We start from the raw sequence: 18,346 nt of genomic DNA on the forward strand, positions 1-18,346 counted from the left end.
GTCAGCCGTCCATGATCAGGTCCGTGCCGGCGAGGCAGCCGTCGACAAGGTCCGGGCGGTACTGGATCTGCTTGAGCCTGCGCTTCACGGCCCGGGTGACCTGGCCGAGGTCGGCCGCGGCGAGGTTGCCGATGTCGCGCTTGACCAACGACCAGATGCCCTCCTGCGGATTCAAGTCAGGTGAGTAACTCGGCAGTTGGAAGACGGACAGCCAGTCGGCGTGGTCGGCGATGAACTGGCGCATCGGTTCGACCAGGTGCATGCGCAGGTTGTCCCACACGAGCACGATCGGGCCGCCGAGCTGGATGTGCGCCCTGACCAGCAGGTCGCGCAGGTCGCGCCAGCCGATCCCCTTCGGCTCGCCCTTGCGGCCCCGGTACTCCCGGACCGAGTAGAACATCCGCGACCGCTTCCCAGGCTTGTAGCAGGTCAACCCGGCCATGGACACCCGGCCCGAGCCCCGGCCGCGCACCCGGACCACCGGAGTACAGCCCCTGCGTCCCCAGCTCCTCGCACGCGGCGGCGTCAACGACTGCCCGGCTTCGTCCTCGAAGACGACCCAGCCGCCGCACGCCGCCGCGGTGCTTTTACCAGCGGCCAGTACTCCTTCTTCCAGACCTCGACCGCCGCGTCGTCGCGCTCGATCGCCCGCCGGGCTGGCTGCTGCCAGGACCAGCCGTGCCGCTTCAGCAGCCGCCAGGTGCCCTCCAACGTGTAGCTCACGTGGAACAGCCGGCCGATCAGCGTCTTGATCCGCGCAAGCGTCCACCGCTGATCCGCCCAGCCGTGAACCAGTGGCCCACTCTCCAACTCCCGTTCCAGCCTGGCGATCTGCGCGTCGGTGAGTCTCGGCCGCCCTGGCGACCCCTTCGACAGGACTCCGGCCTCGCCGCGCTCACGCCACTGCCGGCGCCACCGCTCCACCGACCGCTCGCTGACCCGCAACGCGGCAGCGATCTCCCGATTCCTCTGCCCGTCCTCGAAGCGTTCCACGGCCTGCAGCCGGACCCGCTCTCTCACGGCCCTCCCGGCGTCGGTCAAGCCGCCGCCCTGCGCGTACCTCACGGTCCAGGGCTACCGGAACGGACCATCCACCGTCAGGCGAACGGCTCCGACATCACCCAATCAAGTTCAGTAGCCACCTCGGCGCCGCAGCTCCCGCAGACGACATTGGGTCCGTTGGTGCCGCTGGGTCCCTGGCAGCAGGCGCTCAATCGGTCCCAACCGGAGTGCAATTCGGTGCCGACGACATCGTCGGGATGAACCACAAAGCCGGGGATGTCGATGGTGAACTCGCTCAGCCGGAAGTTCGCGGCATAGGTGCCGCGCGGCATCCGGGGTGGCCGTGTCCGGATGCCGGGAGTCTCGGAGGGTGGGACTGGCGACGGAACTTTGATCTTGGTGACCGGTATGGTGAGCGGGCATCGGCAACGGTCACACAAGAAGCGCGGCATGTTGCTGATTCTGCAGGTCCCAGATCAGCTCTGAACAGCGATTTTGAAGCGGTCACGGCTCCACCAGGCGGATGGCATCGACGTGGTCGGCGAGGTAGATCATGACGCCTTCAGGGTCCATGCCGAGCGCTGCGGCGACGAGCTTGGGATCGAGGGTGTTCACCAGGTCTGCGAGTCGGGTGCTTCGCAGGGTTCGGGGCGGGACGCCGCAGGGGTCCAGGAGGTGGCTGACATAGGCGGTTGAGGCCGGGGCCCGGCCGGTCTTGGTGATCCGGGTGACGATCACGTGGGGGTTGTCGGTGCTCTGGTCCGCGCGGTGGGCCAGGCAGCGTTGGAGTGCCGACCAGCTGGCCGGGTCCATGGGTACTGGATGCGGCCGTCTGCCCAGGCGGATGGTGCGGCTGCTGGGGTCGAGGTCGTCCACTCGCAGGAGCCGGACCTCACTGCTGGAGGCCGCGTGAAGGAGAGCCAGGATCCCGAGCAGTGCCTCATGCGGGTGCGCGTCCGTGCCGGTGGTCCAGCGGCGGAACAGCTGGCGCTGCCGGTCGACGGCGACGGTCGTGCCGCTGAACCCTGACGGGCACTTGGCCTTCACTTCCCGGGTGGGGTCGATCAGCACGACCTTGCGGGAGCAGGCGAAGCGGAAGTACTGCCGCAGCACGGTCAGCCGGCGTTGCCGGGCCTTCGGCATAGTCGCCAGGAAGGCCTCGACATCGTGGACGTCGGCCAGGGCCCAGTCCTGCTTGTTGCGCGTGCCGGTCAGGAAGCGAGCGAGGTCCCGGACGATGGCCAGGGCCGCCTCGATGGTGCTGTCGGTGCGAGGCAGGGTGCCGGCCTTCAGGGCGCGCTCGCGCGCTCGCAACATGGACTCGGCGAACGCCTGCACCTGCGGTCGAAGCGGGAGCGGGGTGGCGTCGATGCGGCGTCGGCGGCGTCCAGCGGCGAGCCGTTGCGCCTGGTCGGTGGGAAGGGCGAGGCCGCGCTGGGTGAAGAAGCCCTCGAGCGCGCGAGCGAGGGAGCCCATCGATCGGCCGGGGCGGCGAGCGCGGTCCAGCAGTGCCTGGGGGTGGTTGGGGTGTTCGTCGTCCAGCAGTCTGCCCAGGGTGCTGATCATGGTGCAGGCACGGCTCGCGCAGTGCCGGTCGGCGAGATGGCCGACGAAGTCACCCAGCCAGGGCACGGGCTCGGCAAGCCGTGCGGCCAGATTCTCGGCGGCGATGAAGGGTCGGTCGGGGTGCTTCTGCCAGCAGCCCGAACAGAGTCCGAGACCGGCATGGCGTCTCACCTGGCCGCAGTCGGCGCACTGCCGCGGAGGCTGCTTGGCCTGCCGCTGGCGCGAGCAGTGGCCGCACCATCCGGTGCCGGTCTGCAGAAGGCCGGGCCGCTGGCAGCGCGGACAGACCTGCTTCGCGGCCTGCCGGTCGGCTTCCCGTCGGCAGATCCCGCAGTGGCTGGCGGTCGGCGAGCGGACCGGGCGGCCGCAGCCCGCGCAGGTCCGCGAGCAGGTGATGCACCGTCCGGTGTCGGCCTGCAGGACGCGTGACCTCCCGCAGGCAGGGCAGGACGCGCGGGCGGCTTCCTCCTTCGTCCGGGCCGTGCAGCGGCAGCAGTGCTGCCGGCCGATGTAGCCGACCGGCGCCCCGCAACCGACGCAGTCCCGCTGCCTCTTGCCCATGCTTCGACCACACCTCCTTCGGTCAGATCGGCGGCATGGACCGGCCGCGGGCCGAGGCGACCCGGGGCAGTTCGGTTGCCGGTCGAGGAGGGGCCGCAGGGCGTTCGACGGGGGTGGTGTCGACCTCGATCAGGTCGTTGGGGGTGCACTCCAGTGCGGTGCACAACGCTGCGAGCGTGGACATCTTCACCTGGGAGGGTTCCTTGGTGAACAGGGCCGACACCGAGGCGGAGGACAGTTCCAGGCCCGCTTTCTCGGCCAGGAGGCGCCGCAGCTGGGCACCGGTCCAGACCTCGCGCTGGGCGGCGGCCATCCGCAGCTTCCACTTGATGTTCACGGCGTGGGTTCCTCTCCGGTGAGCTCGCCGAGTGTGCTGGTCACGGCCCGTCGATAGGCTTCCTCGATGAACGTGGCCGAGGGCCGGACGTATCTCATGGTGGAACTGACTGTCCAGTGACCGAGTAGCTGCTGGATGGCCACCAAGTCCACTCCGCGCTCGTAGTTGTGGGTCGCGCAGGCCCTCCGCAGGGCATGAGGGCTGAACCGGTCGGCGGCCGGACGGCCCTCGAGTTCCATCAGATAGCGCAGGCGGTTGCGGACGGTGCCTTGGTGCAGGTGGCCGCCCGACTCGTCGGCGAACAGTGCGGGCGAGTCGGGGAACTTGCCGCGGACGTCGTCGAGGAACCAGCGCAGGACCAGGTCAAGTTGATCGAGCATGGGCACCCAGCGCGGACGGGGCCCGGAGGTGTGGGCGCCCTTGCCGAAGCGCACGTGCAGTTTGCCGAACGGTCCGCGGTCGAAGTGGACGTCCGCGCGGTCCAGGAGCGAGGCCTCTTCCGAGCGCAGGCCGGCGTGATACAGCGTCCGGAACAATGCGTAGTCGCGGGCGGCGGGCGCGTACTTGCGGGCGGTGGCGATCCGGGCCTTGAGGAAGTCGAAGAACTCCTCGACCCGCTCGGGCGTCGGCGGGGGCAACAGCGCCGGGGAGTCGTCGCCGACATGTCGTGAGGCGTTGAACTCGTCCACCGGGCAGACCAGCCGGACGCCGAACGCCGCCTGGATCTCAACCGCTTTGCGGGCCTGCAGGAACCGGTGGAAACCCTTGAAGATCTGGACGTATCCGCGGCGGGTGGACGGCGCCCGCCCCTGCACGGCCAGGCCGCCGACAACGCGGTCGATGTCCTCGGGCGTGACATCCCACGCCGGCCGCCCCAGGGCCTTCAATGTCCGCTCCAGCAGGCCGATGTCGTTGTCGACCGTCACCGGGCTGAACCCCCGGGCCCGCCACGAGGCCACGAACGCCTCCACGCACAGCGCCTGGAACTCCCACGGGTCCCAGGCAGGCACCTCGGGCACCGTCCGGCCCTCGATCACCCGCAGACGCGACTCCACCATCCGGCACACCTTCCTCGCACCTGACGAATGAAGGTAGCGCCTACAAAACCACGCTGTCAGCAGGATAACCAAAGAGACGCCCAGGACCCCGAAACCGGCAGGTCGCAGGACAGATCTCCTCCAGGGAACAAGTGCCAGCCCCAGTTCTATTGGGACGTCCCCGCCGACGAAGAATGGCAAGAGTGAGCCTTGTCCTCCATCACGCGTCAGCGTGAGGTTGGAAAAGGCTCCGTGTTGTGCCCCTTCCTCCGAACCTTGCGCACCGCGTTCGGCTCCACTTCCAGCTCTTCCCGCCAGTCGAGTGCACCCTGCCGTGGCGTAATCCTGAGCAGCCGGCGACCGAGTTGGAAGAGCGTCAGCGCAAGCCGATCACCGTGCGACTCGTACTGAGCACCTCCCACGGGCTTCGGATCAATCCCGGGACTTGGAACGAGCGCAGCTGGAAACCCGCTCTCGTAGCCGCGGGGGTTCTGCGCCAGGTCGGCGAGAAGGCGGAGAGTTACGGTTCCCGCGTCCGCCTCCACCCCGTCTACGAGCGCTCACGGCCGGACATGTTCCACGTCCTGCGCCACACCTTCGCGAGCGTACAGTTGGAGGCTGGCGAGTCCATCGTGAGCGTGGCGACCTGGCTGGGGCACTCCTCCCCCAAGGTCACGCTCGACTACTACGCTCACTTCATGCCGGGCGCAGGCAAGCGCGGGCTGGCCGCGATGGATAGGTGGCTCATGTGACGCAGGATCGAAAGTCCCTGAGAAGTCCCTGGCGCTGGCAAAGCCGCCACATAACCGACGAATGCGCAGGTCACACGGCTACGCGCAACGCCGCCCAGTTGTACGCCGAGTACAAGGAGCCGCTGTACGCCGCTCCCCCGCTGCTCCAGCGCATGGTCGACGCGGGCCGCCTCGGCCGGAAGTCGGGGTCGGGGTTCTACCCGTACGCGTGACACGTCCCGGGCAGGCCCGGCGCCGGTGCCGGCGGGCCTGCCCGGCGCACGTCACCCGGGGCCGGATGCCCCGCCCGGGGATCAGGAACGCCGGCCTTCCCCGTCGCGGAGCAGCAGTGCGGCCACGGCGGTGAGGGCGAGCGGGGCGCTGAGCGCGTAGAGGATTCCCGAGATGCCCCATCCCGCGCCGATCATCATGCCGCCCAGCAGGCCGCTGGCGAGCGTGCCGACGCGGCCGACGCCGGTCATCCAGCCCATTCCGGTGGCCCGCAGAGCCGCCGGATAGGCCAGCGCCCCGATGGCCTGGAGCGAGCCCATGGAGCCGCCCAGGAACACACCGAGGGCGAGGACGAGGGCGTACATCCGGGCATGCCCGGTCCCCGCGGCCGCGGCGGCGCAGACGGCGACCGCGCTCAGCGCCGCCGCGAGGGCGAGGAGGCGGAAGCGGTCGCACCGTCGGAGGCCGAACGACACGAGCAACTGTCCGCACAGGGTTCCCACACCGAACAGGGCCACGACGGCCCCGGTGCGCGCCGCGGTCAGTCCGGCTCGCGCGGTCATGAGCGGCAGGTAGTTGAGGAGCAGGTAGACGACGCCCAGCAGGGCGAAGTAGCAGACCCAGATGAGCAGCGTGATCCGCGCGTAGGAGCGCGACAGCACGATCGCCCTGAGCTGCTCCGGTTCCCGCTCCTCGAGCCGGACCCGCGTCAGGTCGACGTGGGACACGTCCCTGCCCGGCACCAGCAGCGCGAGGCTCGTGTGGATGTCCTCGACCGGGCGGCCACGGGCGACGAGCACGCTCACCGATTCCGGAACGCAGGTCACCACGAGGGGGACGAGCAGGAGGGGGACCAGGCCGCAGAGGGCCAGCAGGACCTGCCAGCCGTGGCCGGGGATGACCGCCGAGGCGAGGAACCCGCCCGCGACCGTCCCCGCCGCGATGCCTGAGAAGGCGAGGGCAACGACGGATGCCCGGCAGCGCGCCGGAGTCGCGTCGGCGACGATCGCCATGACGCCGGGGGCCACGGCACCGAGTCCGAGGCACGCCACGACGCGCAGGAGCGCGAAGAGGCCGATGCCGGTGGCGAGCGCCATCGCCGCCGTGGCCGCGCCGAAGACGAGGATTCCGGCTGTGGTCACGCCCTTGCGCCCATACCTGTCGGCCAGCGGTCCGGCCACCACGCCACCGATCGCCATACTCAGCACACCGGTGGTGACGATGGTGGTCACCACACCGATCGGCGTCCCCCAGTCGTCCATGACATGGGGGTACACGAAGCTCGCGATGGTGATGTCGAGGCCCTCCGCGACCATCACCACGAGGCCGATGAGGGCGACCAGCCGCTGTCGCGCCCCCACGGGGGCCGAGTCGATGAACTCCTGGACGCTCGGTCGCGCCGCGGGCGTCCGGCCGGCGTCCGGCAGGGAGTCGAGGGACATGGGAAACCTTTCGTCGCGCGGTGGGCATTTCCTTCGGTCCGGTCAGCTTCCGGTCCACTTCGGGGTGCGCTTCTCGACGAAGGCGCGCGGGCCCTCCAGGGCGTCCCGGCTGTGCATGCGCCGCTCCTCCCACGCGTACCGAGTGGCGAACGCCCGGTGCAGCGGCATCGTGGCCGAGACCGTCGCGGCCTCCTTGGCGGCCCGCAGGGACAGCGGCGCGCAGCTGAGGATGTCCTCCAGCCAGCCGTTCAGACAGGCGTCGAGACCGTCGGCCGGCACCACCTCGTTGACCAGGCCCAGCTCGTACGCGCGCGCCGCGGTCATGCGACGGCCGGTCAGCAGATATCCCATGGCCGCGCGGTACGGCGCCTGCCGGGTCAGCCGGAACACGCCGCCGGCGCCCGCGACCAGGCCCAGTCTCGCCTCGGTCAGCGCGAACTCGGCGTGTTCCGCGGCGATCACGATGTCGCAGGCCAGGGCCAGCTCGAAGCCGCCGCCGAAGGCGTAGCCGTTCACCCGGGCGATCAGCGGTTTGAACAGGGAGAACCGCTCGGTGAGCCGGGGCCAGCCCGGCTTGTCCCGGCTGCCGAAGGTCGAGGTGGCGGTACCCTCCTCGACCCGGCGGACCAGCTCCTTGAGGTCCTGCCCCACAGAGAAGGACCGGTCACCGGCTCCGGTGAGCACGCCCACCCAGAGGGCGTCGTCCTTCTCGAAATCGTCCCAGACCTCGGCCAGTTCGGCATGCGTGCGCAGGTCCATCGCGTTGAGCACATGCGGACGGTCCAGGGTGATGTACGCGACGTGGTCGCGCTTCTCGTAGCGGACGCGCTGCAAGGCGTCGAGCATCCGTCATTCCTCATTCGTCGGCCGGTCACTGATACGGGAGGGGGTCCGCGCGGCGCGACCATGGCCGTCGCCGGGTCACACCAGCGGGCTCGCCCACCTCTCCACCGCCTCGGCCGTGGTCGTGGAGTGCTTCTCCAGCATGGTGAAGTGATCGCCCGTCACCTCGGCGGCCTCGTGGGGGTGATGCCAGGAGGCGATCCGCCGCGCGTCGGGCCCGTACGGGGTGTCGGCGTGCACCAGCAGGGTGGGGGACGCGATGGGCTCGGGCGTCCAGTCGCCGAAGAGACGCGCGTAGGCGGCCATCGCGGTCAGCCGGTAGTCGTCGACCGTGACGAGCCGGCTGTCGCGCTCCAGCATGCCGCCGACCATCACGCCGTGCCCCCGCGGGTCCTCCCCGCCTGCCGGGGTGTCGAGCAGGACGACGCCGATGGGGGTCTCGCCCATCCGCTCCAGGGCGGCCGCCACCTCGTGGGCCACCCAGCCTCCCGCGGAGCGGCCGACCAGCAGGAGCGGGGCGCCCTCCGCCAGCTCATGGACCGTCCGTGCGTGCAGCTCCGCCAGGACCCTGACCGACTCGGGCAGCGGCTCGCCCGGCGAGAACCCCGGATGGGCCAGCGCCGCCACCTTCCACGCGTCGCTGAACCCGTCGGCGAAGCGGGCGTACACGTGGACGCCCGCTATCGCGCTGAAGGAGGGCAGGCAGACGACCGTGGGACGGGCCGGCCGTCGCCCGAGCCAGACCGGGACACGGCGGACGGCGGGGTCCGCGGGGTCGGTGAACCTCCTGCGCATCCGTGCGGCGGCATCGGTCACCTTCGCAGCGTCCTCGAACCTCCCGGCCGCGACCGCTTCCCGGAACAGCTCGGTGAGCAGCCCGGTGCCTCCCGCCCCGGACCCGGAGTTGTCCGCGCGCCGCCCGGTGGAGACGTCCTCCAGCCGGGCGTCGATGAAGGCCGCGACGGAGGCCAGGTCCGCATGGTCCAGGACCAGCGTGGCGGGCAGTCGCAGACCCAGGGTGCGGCTGAGCCGGTTGCTCAGCTCGACAGAGGTCAGCGAGTCGAAGCCGAGTTCCTGGCGGGTCATGCCTGCCGTGATCGTCGTGCCGGTGTGACCGAGGGTGTCCGATGCCTCGGTCCGTACGAGCTCGACCAGGGCGGCCAGTCGCTCGGCGCCCGTCAGCCCGACCGGAGACCCGGCCACTCCGTCCTCCGCGCCCGGCCCTCCTCCGGCTCCTTCGACGGGGGCCGTGGTCCGACGGCCCGTGGACGGCGACGGGGAGATCGTCGTCGAGACGTGGTCCTCGACCCAGAAATGCCGGTACTGGAAGGGGTACGTCGGAAGGTCCACCAGCGTGCCGGGGCCGGCCGTCAGCCGGCTCCAGTCGACCGTCCCGCCGTCGACATGGATCTGGGCCAGGGCCGTCACGAGCGACTCGGTCTCCGGGCGGTCCGGGCGCAGTGCCGCCGCGAAGACCTGCCCCTCGTCCTCGTCGGGCACGATCCGCTGGGCCAGGGCGGTCAGGACGCCACCGGGTCCGGCCTCCAGCCAGCGCACGACCCCGGCCTCGCGGGCCCGGGCCACGGCGTCGGCGAAGCGCACGGGCCGGCGCACGTGCCGCACCCAGTACTCGGGGTCCACCACCTCGGCGGGCAGACCCGCCGCCAGGGGTTCACGCAGTTCGATGCCTGTCACGACCCGGCGGAACTCTGCCAGCATCGGGTCCATCAGCGGCGAGTGGAACGCATGACTGACCGTCAGCCAGTGTGTGCGCACGCCTCGTTCGCGCCAGCCGTCGATGAGCTTTTGAACCTCGGCCTCCTCGCCGGACAGAACGACGGAGGTGGGGCCGTTGACGGCGGCCAGTGCCACCCGGTCCTCCAGTCCGGCCAGGGCCGACATCGCCTCGTTCTCGGACACCTCGGCCGCCGCCATCGCGCCGCCCTCCGGGAGCGCCTCCATCAGCCGGCCGCGTGCCTCCACGAGTCGGCACGCGTCCTCCAGGGACATCACTCCGGCCACGTGGGCCGCGGCCACCTCACCCACCGAGTGGCCGACGACGGCGTCGACGTCGACGCCCAGGTCGCGTATCAGCCGGTACAGCGACACCTCCACGGCGAACAGGGCCACCTGCGCGTAGCGCGTACGGTCGAGAGCCCCGTCCCGTGCGGGACCGAAGACCACGTCCTTCAAGGGCAGCCCGGTGTGCTCCGCGATCGCGTCGAACGATTTCGCGAAGACCGGATAGGCGTCGTACAGTTCCCGCCCCATGCCGAGCCGTTGGCTGCCCTGGCCGGGGAACAGCAGGGCCGTGCCGCCCGGCCGCGCCACGCCGGTGATCTCGCGGGTGCCCGCGGCGCCCCGGAGAAGCACCGCGCGGTGCCGGAAGACCGCGCGCCGCGCGAGCGTGAAGCCCACGTCCCGGGGGTCGGCCGGCGCCTCGCCGAGGGAGGCCCGCAGCCGCGTGATCTGGTCCCGCAGCGCTCCGGCGCCGAGCCCGGACAGCGGCCAGGGCACCAGGGGAGGCAGGACGGATTCCACCGCCGGGCCGTCGGTCGCGCCGTCCGGCGCCGTCCGCACGTCCGGTGCCGGCGGCGCTTCCAGTATGACGTGGGCGTTGGTGCCGCTGATCCCGAAGGAGGAGACGGCCGCCCGGCGGGGCCGGCCCGTCTCGGGCCAGTCGCGCCGGCTCGTCAGGAGCTCCACCGCCCCCGCCGACCAGTCGACATGCGGGGTGGCCTCGTCCGCGTGCAGGGTCTTGGGCAGGATCCCGTGCCGCATCGCCTCGACCATCTTGATCACTCCGCCGACTCCGGCCGCGGCCTGCGTGTGACCCACGTTCGACTTCATCGACCCCAGGTAGAGGGGCAGGTCGGCGTCGTGTTCCAGGCCGTACGTGGCCAGCAGCGCCTGGGCCTCGATCGGATCCCCGAGCTTGGTGCCGGTGCCATGGCCCTCGACGACGTCGACGTCCCGGGCGGAGAGCCCCGCATGCGCCAGGGCCTGGCGGATCACCCGCTGCTGGGACGGGCCGTTGGGCGCCGAGAGTCCGTTGGAGGCGCCGTCCTGGTTCACCGCCGACCCCCGCAGGACCGCGAGCACCGGGTGGCCGTTCCGCCGGGCGTCCGACAGCCGCTCGACGAGCAGCATGCCCACCCCCTCGGCCCACCCCGTGCCGTCGGCCCCGGCCCCGAACGCGCGGCACCGGCCGTCGGGCGACAGGCCGCGCTGCCGGCTGAAGGAGAGGAACGCGCGCGGTGTCGCCATGACCGTGACGCCGCCCGCCAGCGCGAGCCCGCACTCCCCGGACCGCAGCGCGTGCGCCGCCTGGTGCAGGGCGACCAACGAGGACGAGCACGCGGTGTCCACGGTCACCGCCGGCCCCTCCAAGCCGAAGGTGTACGCGATGCGGCCCGAGGCCACCCCGCCGGACAGGCCGGTGACCAGATAGGGCTCCAGCGCGTCCGGCACCGCCGCGGTCGCATAGTCGTGGTGGACGACCCCGGTGAACACGCCCGTGTCGCTGCCGCGCAGCGAGGCCGGGTCGATCCCGGCGCGCTCGAACGCCTCCCAGGCGGCCTCCAGGAGCAGCCGCTGCTGCGGGTCCATCGCCTGCGCCTCACGGGGCGAGACTCCGAAGAACTCCGCGTCGAACAGCCCGGCTTCGTGCAGGAAGCCACCCTCACGGGCGTTGCAGGCCCCCGGCTTGTCGGGGTCCGGGTCGTAGATGCCCTCCAGGTCCCAGCCCCGGTTCGACGGGAATCCGGAGATGGCGTCCCGCTCCTCCAGGACCAGCCGCCACAGATCCTCGGGGGACCGGATACCGCCGGGATAGTGGCAGGCCATGCCGACGATGGCGATCGGTTCACGGCTCGCCGCGGTGGCGTTGCGGAGCTTCCGGCGGGTTTCCTGCAACTCGGCGGTGACCTTCTTGAGGTAGTCGACCAGCTTCTCCTCGTTGCCCGTCACGTCACAGTCCCTTCAGTTCGTTGTCGATGAGGTCGAAGAGCTGGTCGACCGTCGTGGCCTGGAGGATCCGCTCGCCGGGCGCCCCGTCCTGCGCGCGCTCGGAGTTCCCCGCCGGGCCCTCCACGAGGTGCGCTGTCAGGGCGCGCAGCCGCTCCACGAGCCGGTCCCGGGTGGCGGCGTCGGGACGGTCGCGTTCGAGGGACGCCTCGAACCGGGCCAGTTCCCCGAAGACCGTGCCTTCCGGCGTCCGGGCGTCCTCACCGTCCCGGGTGAGGCCGGAGGCGTGGAGTGCGGCGAGCACGTGGCGTGCGATGGCCGTCGATGTCGGGTGGTCGAAGGCCAGGGAGGCGGGCAGTTCGAGCCCGGTCCGCGCGCCGAGGCGAACGCTCAGGTCGACGACGGAGACGGAGTCGAGCCCGAGCTCGCTCATGCTGCTGTGCGCCTCGAACTCGTGGGGACCGTCGAAGCCGGCCACTTCGGCGACCTCCTTCCGGACGAGTTCGGTCAGCTTCTTCTCCCTCAGCTCGTCGGAGAGACGCGCCAGTTCGGCGCGCAGCCGTTCCACGGCCGAGGGCTCGTCCGGGGGCGGCGGTTCCGCCCCCTGGGTCTGCGCGTTTGCCTGTGTCTGCACCCCGGTGGTCCCCGCCGGTACGGAGGCGAGCCAGTAACGGCGGTGCTCGAACGGATAGACGGGCAGGTCGACCGGGCACGCGGGACGTCCGGCGAAGAACGCCGGCCAGTCCACGGGAACGCCGTGCGCGTGGGCCCGCGCCACGGCGTCGAGCAGGGAGCGCACTTCGGACCGTCCGCGGTGCAGTCCGCCGCACAGGTCCAGCTCGCCGCCGGGCAGGCTGTCGCGCACCATCCCGGTGAGCCGGCGGTCGGGTCCGAGTTCGAGGAAGGCGGTGATCCCCTGGGCCGGGAGGGCGGTCACCGCCTCCGCGAAGCGAACGGCCTCGCGCGCATGACGCACCCAGTAGTCGGGCGAGCAGAGCTGGGAGGTCTCGGCGAGCCGCCCGGTCAGGTCGGAGATCATCGGGATCACCGGCGGCCGGTAGACCGCTTTCTTCGCCACCGCTCGGAAATCCTCCAGCATGGGTTCGATCAGCGGTGAGTGGAAGGCATGACTGACCCGGAGTCCGGTCACCCGGCGCTGCCGTGCCCGGAACGCCTCACCGACGGCTCGTACCGCTTCCTGGGTGCCGGACACCACGACCGAGCGCGGACCGTTGACGGCGGCGACGGCCACGACCTCGGCGCCCGCCCCGCACACGGTGGCGCACGTGTACCGGACCTCGTCCTCGGTCGCCTCGATCGCCGCCATGGCGCCGCCGGACGGCAGCGCGGCCATCAGCCGGCCGCGGGAGGCGACGAGCGACGCCGCGTCCTGAAGGGACAGCACCCCGGCCGCGTGTGCGGCGGCCAGCGCCCCGACGGAATGTCCCATGACGAGATCGGGAACCAGGCCCCAGGACTCGACGAGCCGGAAGAGCGCGGTCTCCAGGGCGAACAGCGCGGCCTGGGCGAAGTCGGTACGGTCGAGGAGCGCGGCCCCGGGTGTGTCCTCGGGGGCCCACATGACGTCGCGCAGCGCACGGTCCAGGTGCGGGTCGAGAGCGGCGCAAACCGCGTCGAGCGCGGCGGCGAAGACGGGGTAGGAGGCGTACAACTCCCTGCCCATGCCCGTGTGCTGACTGCCCTGCCCGGTGAATCCGAGGGCCAGTGACGGCTCGCCGCGGGCCCCGTCCGGCGCGAATCCGCGATCCTCGCCGGCGGCGACGGCCGTCAGGCGGCGCTGCAGTTCCGCCGTCCCTTCCACGACGAACGCGGCGCGCCGCGGGAAAGCCGTACGGGTGGTGGCCAGGGCGGCCGCGAGGTCGGGGACACGGACGTCGGATCCGGTCCGGACCAGGTCGAGCAGGAGTTCGGCCCGGCGGCGCAGCGCTGGCCCCGTGCGGGCCGACAGCACGACCGGCACGGTGTCGGGCGCTCCGGCCGGATCGGGGACGGGCGGTGATTCCGGGGCCTGTTCCAGGATGAGGTGGGCGTTGGTGCCGCTCACCCCGAACGACGACACGGCGGCACGCCGGCGGTCCGCCGTCCCGGGCCAGACGGTGTGCTCCTGGAGCAGCTCGACCGCACCCGAGTCCCAGTCGACGGCAGGAGTCGGCCGCTCGGCATGCAGGGTGCGCGGCAGTTCGCCGTGCCGGATCGCCTGCACCATCTTGATGACGGCGCCAACGCCGGCCGCGGACTGGGCGTGGCCGATGTTGGACTTGAACGAGCCCACGAGCAGCGGATTCTTCGGGTCCCGGCCGCGCCCGTAGGTCGCGAGGAGGGCGTTGGCCTCGATCGGATCGCCGAGCACGGTGCCGGTGCCGTGGGCCTCGACGGCGTCGATGTCGTCGGGGACCAGGCCCGCGTCGGCGAGGGCCCGGCGGATGACCTGCTGCTGCGCCGGTCCGCTCGGCGCGGTGAGGCCGTTGCTGGAGCCGTCCTGGTTGACCGCGCTGCCGCGGAGCACGGCGAGGACGGGATGGCCGTTGCGCCGCGCGTCGGAGAGCCGTTCCAGGACGACGACGCCGACGCCCTCGGACCAGCCGGTGCCGTCGGCATCCGCGCCGAAGGGCTTGCAACGGCCGTCCGGGGCCAGGCCGTGCTGCCGGCTGAACTCCACGAAGGTGGCGGGGGTGGCCATCACCGCCACACCACCGGCCAGGGCCAGCGAGCAATCACCGCGGTGCAGTGCCTGCGCGGCCAGGTGCAGGGCGACGAGCGAGGAGGAGCAGGCGGTGTCGATCGTGAGGGCGGGTCCGTGGAGGCCCAGCGTGTAGGCGAGGCGCCCGGAGGCGACACTGCCTGCGGTGCCCGTGCCGAGGAGCCGTTCCAGGTCCTCGGGGAGGGGGCCGGGGTTCTTGGCGTAGTCGTGGAACATCAGCCCCATGTACACGCCGGTGTCGGTCTGCCGCAGGGCGGTCGGATCGATGCCGGCGCGCTCCACCGCCTCCCAGCCGACCTCCAGGAGCAGTCGTTGCTGCGGGTCCATGGCGAGGGCCTCGCGGGGGCTGATGCCGAAGAACGCGGCGTCGAAGTCGCCCGGCGCATCGAGGAATCCGCCCTTGCCGGTCGCCGAGGTGCCGGGCTCCTTTCCGTCGCCGGACAGCAGCCGCTCCAGGTCCCAGCCGCGGTCGGTGGGGAACGGACCGATGGCGTCGCGGCCCTCGGCCACGAGCCGCCACAGGTCCTCGGGGGAGGCGACGCCGCCGGGGTAGCGGCAGCCCATCCCGATGATGACGACGGGGTCGCCGTCGGCGCGCGCGGGGGCCGGGCCGGAGTCCTCGTCCGGACCGCGGCCGAAGAGCTCGCGGTCCAGGGCCGCGGCCAGCGCCTTGGCCGTCGGATGGTCGAAGGCCATGGTCACGGACAGGCGCAGACCGGTACGGGCGGCCAGCCGGTCGCGGAGGGCGACGGCGGTGAGCGAGGTGAGCCCGAGGTGGGTCAGGGCACGGTCGGCCTCGATGCGTTTGGGCTCGTCGAGGCCGAGGACGTGCGCCGCCTCGGCCCGTACGAGCTCGGTGAGCGCCCGCTGTCGCGCCCTGTGGGGCAAGCCGCCGACCCGCTGCCGAAGCCCCTCGTGGTCCGTGTCGCCGGGGCCGGCGAGGTCGTCGGCGGGCACGTGGAGCAGCTTGCGGAGCGGGGCGGCCTCCGAGGACCGCACGGTCCATGGGTCGGTGCGCAGGACGAACGCCTGGCCGTCACCCGTCGCCCGCGCGGCGTCGAATGCGTCACCCGCCTCCCGGGCGGTGAGTGCGGCGAGTCCGGGCGGGGTGTCGGGGACCTCCCCGTCGACGGCGACCGGCCCGAAGGCCAGGAAGGTGACGTGGCCGGCGTCGTGGGCGAGGGCGGCGGCACAGGCAGCGGCCGCCGCCGCGGAGGCCGTGCCCGGTCGGGCGGAGGCGCGGTCCGGGAGGCGGGCGAAGAGACCGTCGAGCGTGCCCAGGAGCGTGACGGTGGTGCGCCCGTCCCCTCGGGTGAGGGCGACCAGCCGCTCCGCGGCCGCGGCGTCGGCGGACGTGGCCACCGGGTGGACGATCGTGTCGAATGCGCGGTCCGGGCCGAGGGCGCCGATCAGGGCGGCGGCGCCCTCGGCGGTGTCCGGCCGTTCGGCGCGTACGGTCACGGTGGCGCCGAGTTCCGTCAGCCGGGCGGCCAGGGTTTCGGCCGCGGCCGGGTCGGTGTCCGTCACGGCGATGTCGCGGACGCCCTCGTCCACGACCAGGTGAGCCGCGACGATGTGGGTGAGGGTGTTGCTCGTGCCGGTCACGAGGGCCGTCCCGCCGGCCCGTGGTGCGACGGCGGCGACCGCGGCCGACGCCCGTGCGCGCCTGAGCCGCGGCACGAGGACGGTCCCGGCGCGGACCGCGAACTCCGTCTCCTGCGGCGGGGCTTGCAGGATGATGCGCCAGGCGGCGGCTTGCGCCTCCCCGGTCGGCTCCCCCGGTTCGAGGTCGACCACGGCGGCCCGGCCGGCGCCGTCGGCGAGGATCCGGGCACAGGCGGCCGCTGCGGCCGGATCCACCCGGTCCTCGGGACGGGCCGCCGTGGCGCCCCGGGTGACGACGACGATCCGGCCGTCGGAGGGAACGTCCCGCTGCCATGCGGGCGGCCCGTCGATCGCGCCGTACGGCGGGGCGAGGTCCGAGGGACCGGTGCCGGAGGTGCTGTCGTCCGGCGTGCCAGGTGTCAGCAGATAGCCGTCGAACGGTCCGGCCGCGTGAGCCGCATCCAGGTCCGGGAAGGCATCAGTGGTGGTGCCGGTCCGGCGCAGGGCCTCCGCGAACGCCGGTTCACCCGGCCCGATCACGGCCCAGCGTGCGGTCGTGTCGTCCGCCGCCGCCGCGCTGCCGTCCGGGGCTGTCGGCTCCCACGGAACCCATACCCTGCGCCAGAGGTGTTCGTGGTGGCTCGTGCCGACGCCCCGCATCCTGGCGGGCACCTGCCCGAGCCTGCGACGGCTGACCTTGCCGGAGCCGGTCAGCGGAAGCGCGGCGACTTCGTAGAGTGCCGCCGGAACCTTGAAGTAACTGAGCCGGTCCCGGCACGCCGCCAGTGCCTCGGCGGGCGACCACGTCCCGGACTCGGGAACCACATAGGCGACGGGCACTTCACCGAGTACCTCGTCCGGGCGGCCGGTGACGGCCGCGTCCTCGATGCCCGGGACGCTTCGCAGGACCTCTTCGATCTCGCCGGGGAGGATGTTCTCGCCGGCGCGGATGATGAGCTCCTTGACGCGGCCGGTGAGGGTCACGCACCCGGCGGCGTCGATCCGAGCCAGGTCTCCGGTGCGGTACCAGCCGTCGCGCAACGCGGCCGCGGTCTCCTCCGGCCGGCCGTGGTAGCGGAGCAGCAGGCCCGGGCTCCTGACGAGGACCTCGCCCTCGTCGCCGGTGCGCACGTCGAGGCCGGTGCGCGGATCGACCAGGCGCAGCGTGGTGCCGGGCACCGCGGTACCGCAGCTGCCGGGTGGCCGCGGGGAGCCGGGGCGGCTGAGGGTGATCGCGCCGCAGGTCTCGGTGGCGCCGTAGCTGTTCACGAGCGGTGCGCCGAGCACGCGCTCGACGGTCTCCGCGAGCGCCGCGCCGGTCGCGGCACCCGAGACCACGCAGACCCGGGGCCTCGGAACCGCCCGGCCGGCCGCCTCGGCCTCCTCCACCGCTTCCACCAGCTGGAAGTACATCGACGGGACGCCGACCAGCACGGTGAACGACCCGGTGCGCAGGGCGTCGAGCACGTCGCGGGCGCCGAAGCCGGGGAGGATGCGCGCGGTGGCTCCGGTGGCGGTGACGCCCAGGACGCAGAGGATGTGCGCGAGGCTGTGGAAGAGCGGCAGGGGCCACAGCACCCGGTCGTCCGGCGCGAGTTCGAGGACCCCCTGATAGGAGGAGCGGACCGACCACAAGCAGGCCCGCTGGTGGGAGACCACGCCTTTGGCCGGTCCCGTGGTGCCGGAGGTGTAGAGGATCCAGGCCGGCTCGTCGAGGCCCAGGTCGTCCCGCGGCGCCTGGCCGGGCTCGCTCTCCGCGAGCTCCTCGAAGGCGTGGACGTCACGGCCGGAGGCGCTGCCGTGCGCGAGGACGACGGTGATGCCGGCCCGGGTGGCCCGCATGCGTTCGACCTGTTCCGTGTGGGCGGCGTCGGTGATGACGAACCTGGCTCCGCTGTCGTCCAGTTGGTGTGCCAGTTCGGCGTCCGAGGAGTGGGGGTTGACCGGCACGCCCACGGCGGCCGCGCGGGTGACGGCGAGATAGCTTTCGACGGTCGTCACGCTGTTGCCGAGCAGGATCGCGATCCGGTCGCCGCGCTCCGCCCCGAGCCCGGCCAGGTGGCCGGCCAGCCGCCCCGTCCGCTCGGCGAGCCGGGCATAGGTGACCCGGCGCTCCTCGTCGGCGAAGGCCACTTTGTCCGGACGGTCGAGCGCGTGCCCGCGCAGTAGCTCGGAAAGTGGCTGAATATCTTCGACTTGCGTCACTCGTACGCTCCTGCCTGCTTGAGCCTGCCCATCCCGCTGCCGCAACCGGCGAGCACACTTCGAGTAACACTAGAAACGCCGACTCAGGGAATACAACC

At 72.2% G+C, this 18,346-nt stretch carries 9 protein-coding genes and 2 pseudogenes; 2 read left to right on the plus strand and 9 right to left on the minus strand.

All coding sequences use genetic code 11. The annotated features are described in order from the left end of the window. Nucleotide 1: 1 nt before the first annotated feature. The 5 genes from ACLQ2N_RS29635 to ACLQ2N_RS29655 form a co-directional block, all read right to left on the minus strand. A protein-coding gene (locus ACLQ2N_RS29635; RefSeq protein WP_425817756.1) for an IS630 family transposase occupies nt 2-1,065 on the minus strand; the annotation gives its coding sequence in 2 pieces (ribosomal slippage) (nt 2-618 and nt 618-1,065; 1,065 coding nt in all). 32 nt (nt 1,066-1,097) lie between these two features. Further along, a complete protein-coding gene (locus ACLQ2N_RS29640; protein ID WP_425817758.1) occupies nt 1,098-1,334 on the minus strand; it encodes a hypothetical protein in 237 nt (78 codons plus the stop codon). Nucleotides 1,335-1,506: 172 nt separating this feature from the next. Next, the gene (locus tag ACLQ2N_RS29645) at nt 1,507-3,129 is read right to left on the minus strand and encodes a tyrosine-type recombinase/integrase (RefSeq protein ID WP_425817760.1); all 1,623 of its coding nucleotides are present in this window, start codon (nt 3,127-3,129) and stop codon (nt 1,507-1,509) included. 22 nt (nt 3,130-3,151) lie between these two features. Then, nucleotides 3,152-3,466, minus strand: a complete 315-nt coding sequence (locus tag ACLQ2N_RS29650; RefSeq protein WP_425817762.1) for a helix-turn-helix domain-containing protein — start codon at nt 3,464-3,466, stop codon at nt 3,152-3,154. Further along, nucleotides 3,463-4,524 (minus strand): tyrosine-type recombinase/integrase, encoded by a 1,062-nt coding sequence (locus ACLQ2N_RS29655; protein WP_425817764.1) that lies wholly within the window; start codon nt 4,522-4,524, stop codon nt 3,463-3,465. Before ACLQ2N_RS29655 ends, ACLQ2N_RS29650 begins: the two co-directional genes overlap by 4 nt. Nucleotides 4,525-4,898: 374 nt before the next feature. Between ACLQ2N_RS29655 and ACLQ2N_RS29660 the strand changes: the two genes are divergently transcribed. Both ACLQ2N_RS29660 and ACLQ2N_RS29665 read left to right on the plus strand, forming a co-directional pair. Then, nucleotides 4,899-5,255: a tyrosine-type recombinase/integrase gene (locus tag ACLQ2N_RS29660; RefSeq protein ID WP_425817766.1), complete on the plus strand. Its 357-nt coding sequence runs from the start codon at nt 4,899-4,901 to the stop codon at nt 5,253-5,255. A 95-nt stretch (nt 5,256-5,350) separates the two neighbouring features. After that, nucleotides 5,351-5,467 (plus strand): annotated as a pseudogene (locus tag ACLQ2N_RS29665) (3-hydroxyacyl-CoA dehydrogenase family protein); the annotation flags it as partial. Between the two features lie 81 nt (nt 5,468-5,548). Here ACLQ2N_RS29665 and ACLQ2N_RS29670 read toward each other — a convergent pair. The 4 genes and pseudogenes from ACLQ2N_RS29670 to ACLQ2N_RS29685 form a co-directional block, all read right to left on the minus strand. Further along, nucleotides 5,549-6,907 carry an MFS transporter gene (locus ACLQ2N_RS29670; protein ID WP_425817768.1) on the minus strand — a complete coding sequence of 453 codons (1,359 nt, stop codon included), beginning with the start codon at nt 6,905-6,907 and terminating at the stop codon, nt 5,549-5,551. A 42-nt stretch (nt 6,908-6,949) separates the two neighbouring features. Beyond that, on the minus strand, nt 6,950-7,753 hold the full coding sequence (dpgD, locus tag ACLQ2N_RS29675) for an enoyl-CoA-hydratase DpgD (RefSeq protein ID WP_425817770.1): 804 nt from the start codon (nt 7,751-7,753) through the stop codon (nt 6,950-6,952). 75 nt (nt 7,754-7,828) lie between these two features. Next, nucleotides 7,829-11,710, minus strand: a pseudogene (locus ACLQ2N_RS29680) (type I polyketide synthase); the annotation flags it as partial. A 10-nt stretch (nt 11,711-11,720) separates the two neighbouring features. Continuing rightward, nucleotides 11,721-18,248 (minus strand): beta-ketoacyl synthase N-terminal-like domain-containing protein, encoded by a 6,528-nt coding sequence (locus tag ACLQ2N_RS29685; protein WP_425817772.1) that lies wholly within the window; start codon nt 18,246-18,248, stop codon nt 11,721-11,723. Between the last annotated feature and the right edge of the window lie 98 nt (nt 18,249-18,346).

Origin of the sequence: Streptomyces sp. DT224, from assembly GCF_049844595.1 — a bacterium.
Classification (GTDB): Bacteria; Actinomycetota; Actinomycetes; order Streptomycetales; family Streptomycetaceae; genus Streptomyces.

Coding starts and splice junctions, on each gene's coding strand:
- ACLQ2N_RS29640 (WP_425817758.1), bottom strand. CDS start 1,334: ATGCCGCGCGGCACCTATGCCGCGAACTTCCGGCTGAGCGAGTTCACC.
- ACLQ2N_RS29645 (WP_425817760.1), bottom strand. CDS start 3,129: ATGGGCAAGAGGCAGCGGGACTGCGTCGGTTGCGGGGCGCCGGTCGGC.
- ACLQ2N_RS29655 (WP_425817764.1), bottom strand. CDS start 4,524: ATGGTGGAGTCGCGTCTGCGGGTGATCGAGGGCCGGACGGTGCCCGAG.
- ACLQ2N_RS29670 (WP_425817768.1), bottom strand. CDS start 6,907: ATGTCCCTCGACTCCCTGCCGGACGCCGGCCGGACGCCCGCGGCGCGA.
- dpgD (WP_425817770.1), bottom strand. CDS start 7,753: ATGCTCGACGCCTTGCAGCGCGTCCGCTACGAGAAGCGCGACCACGTC.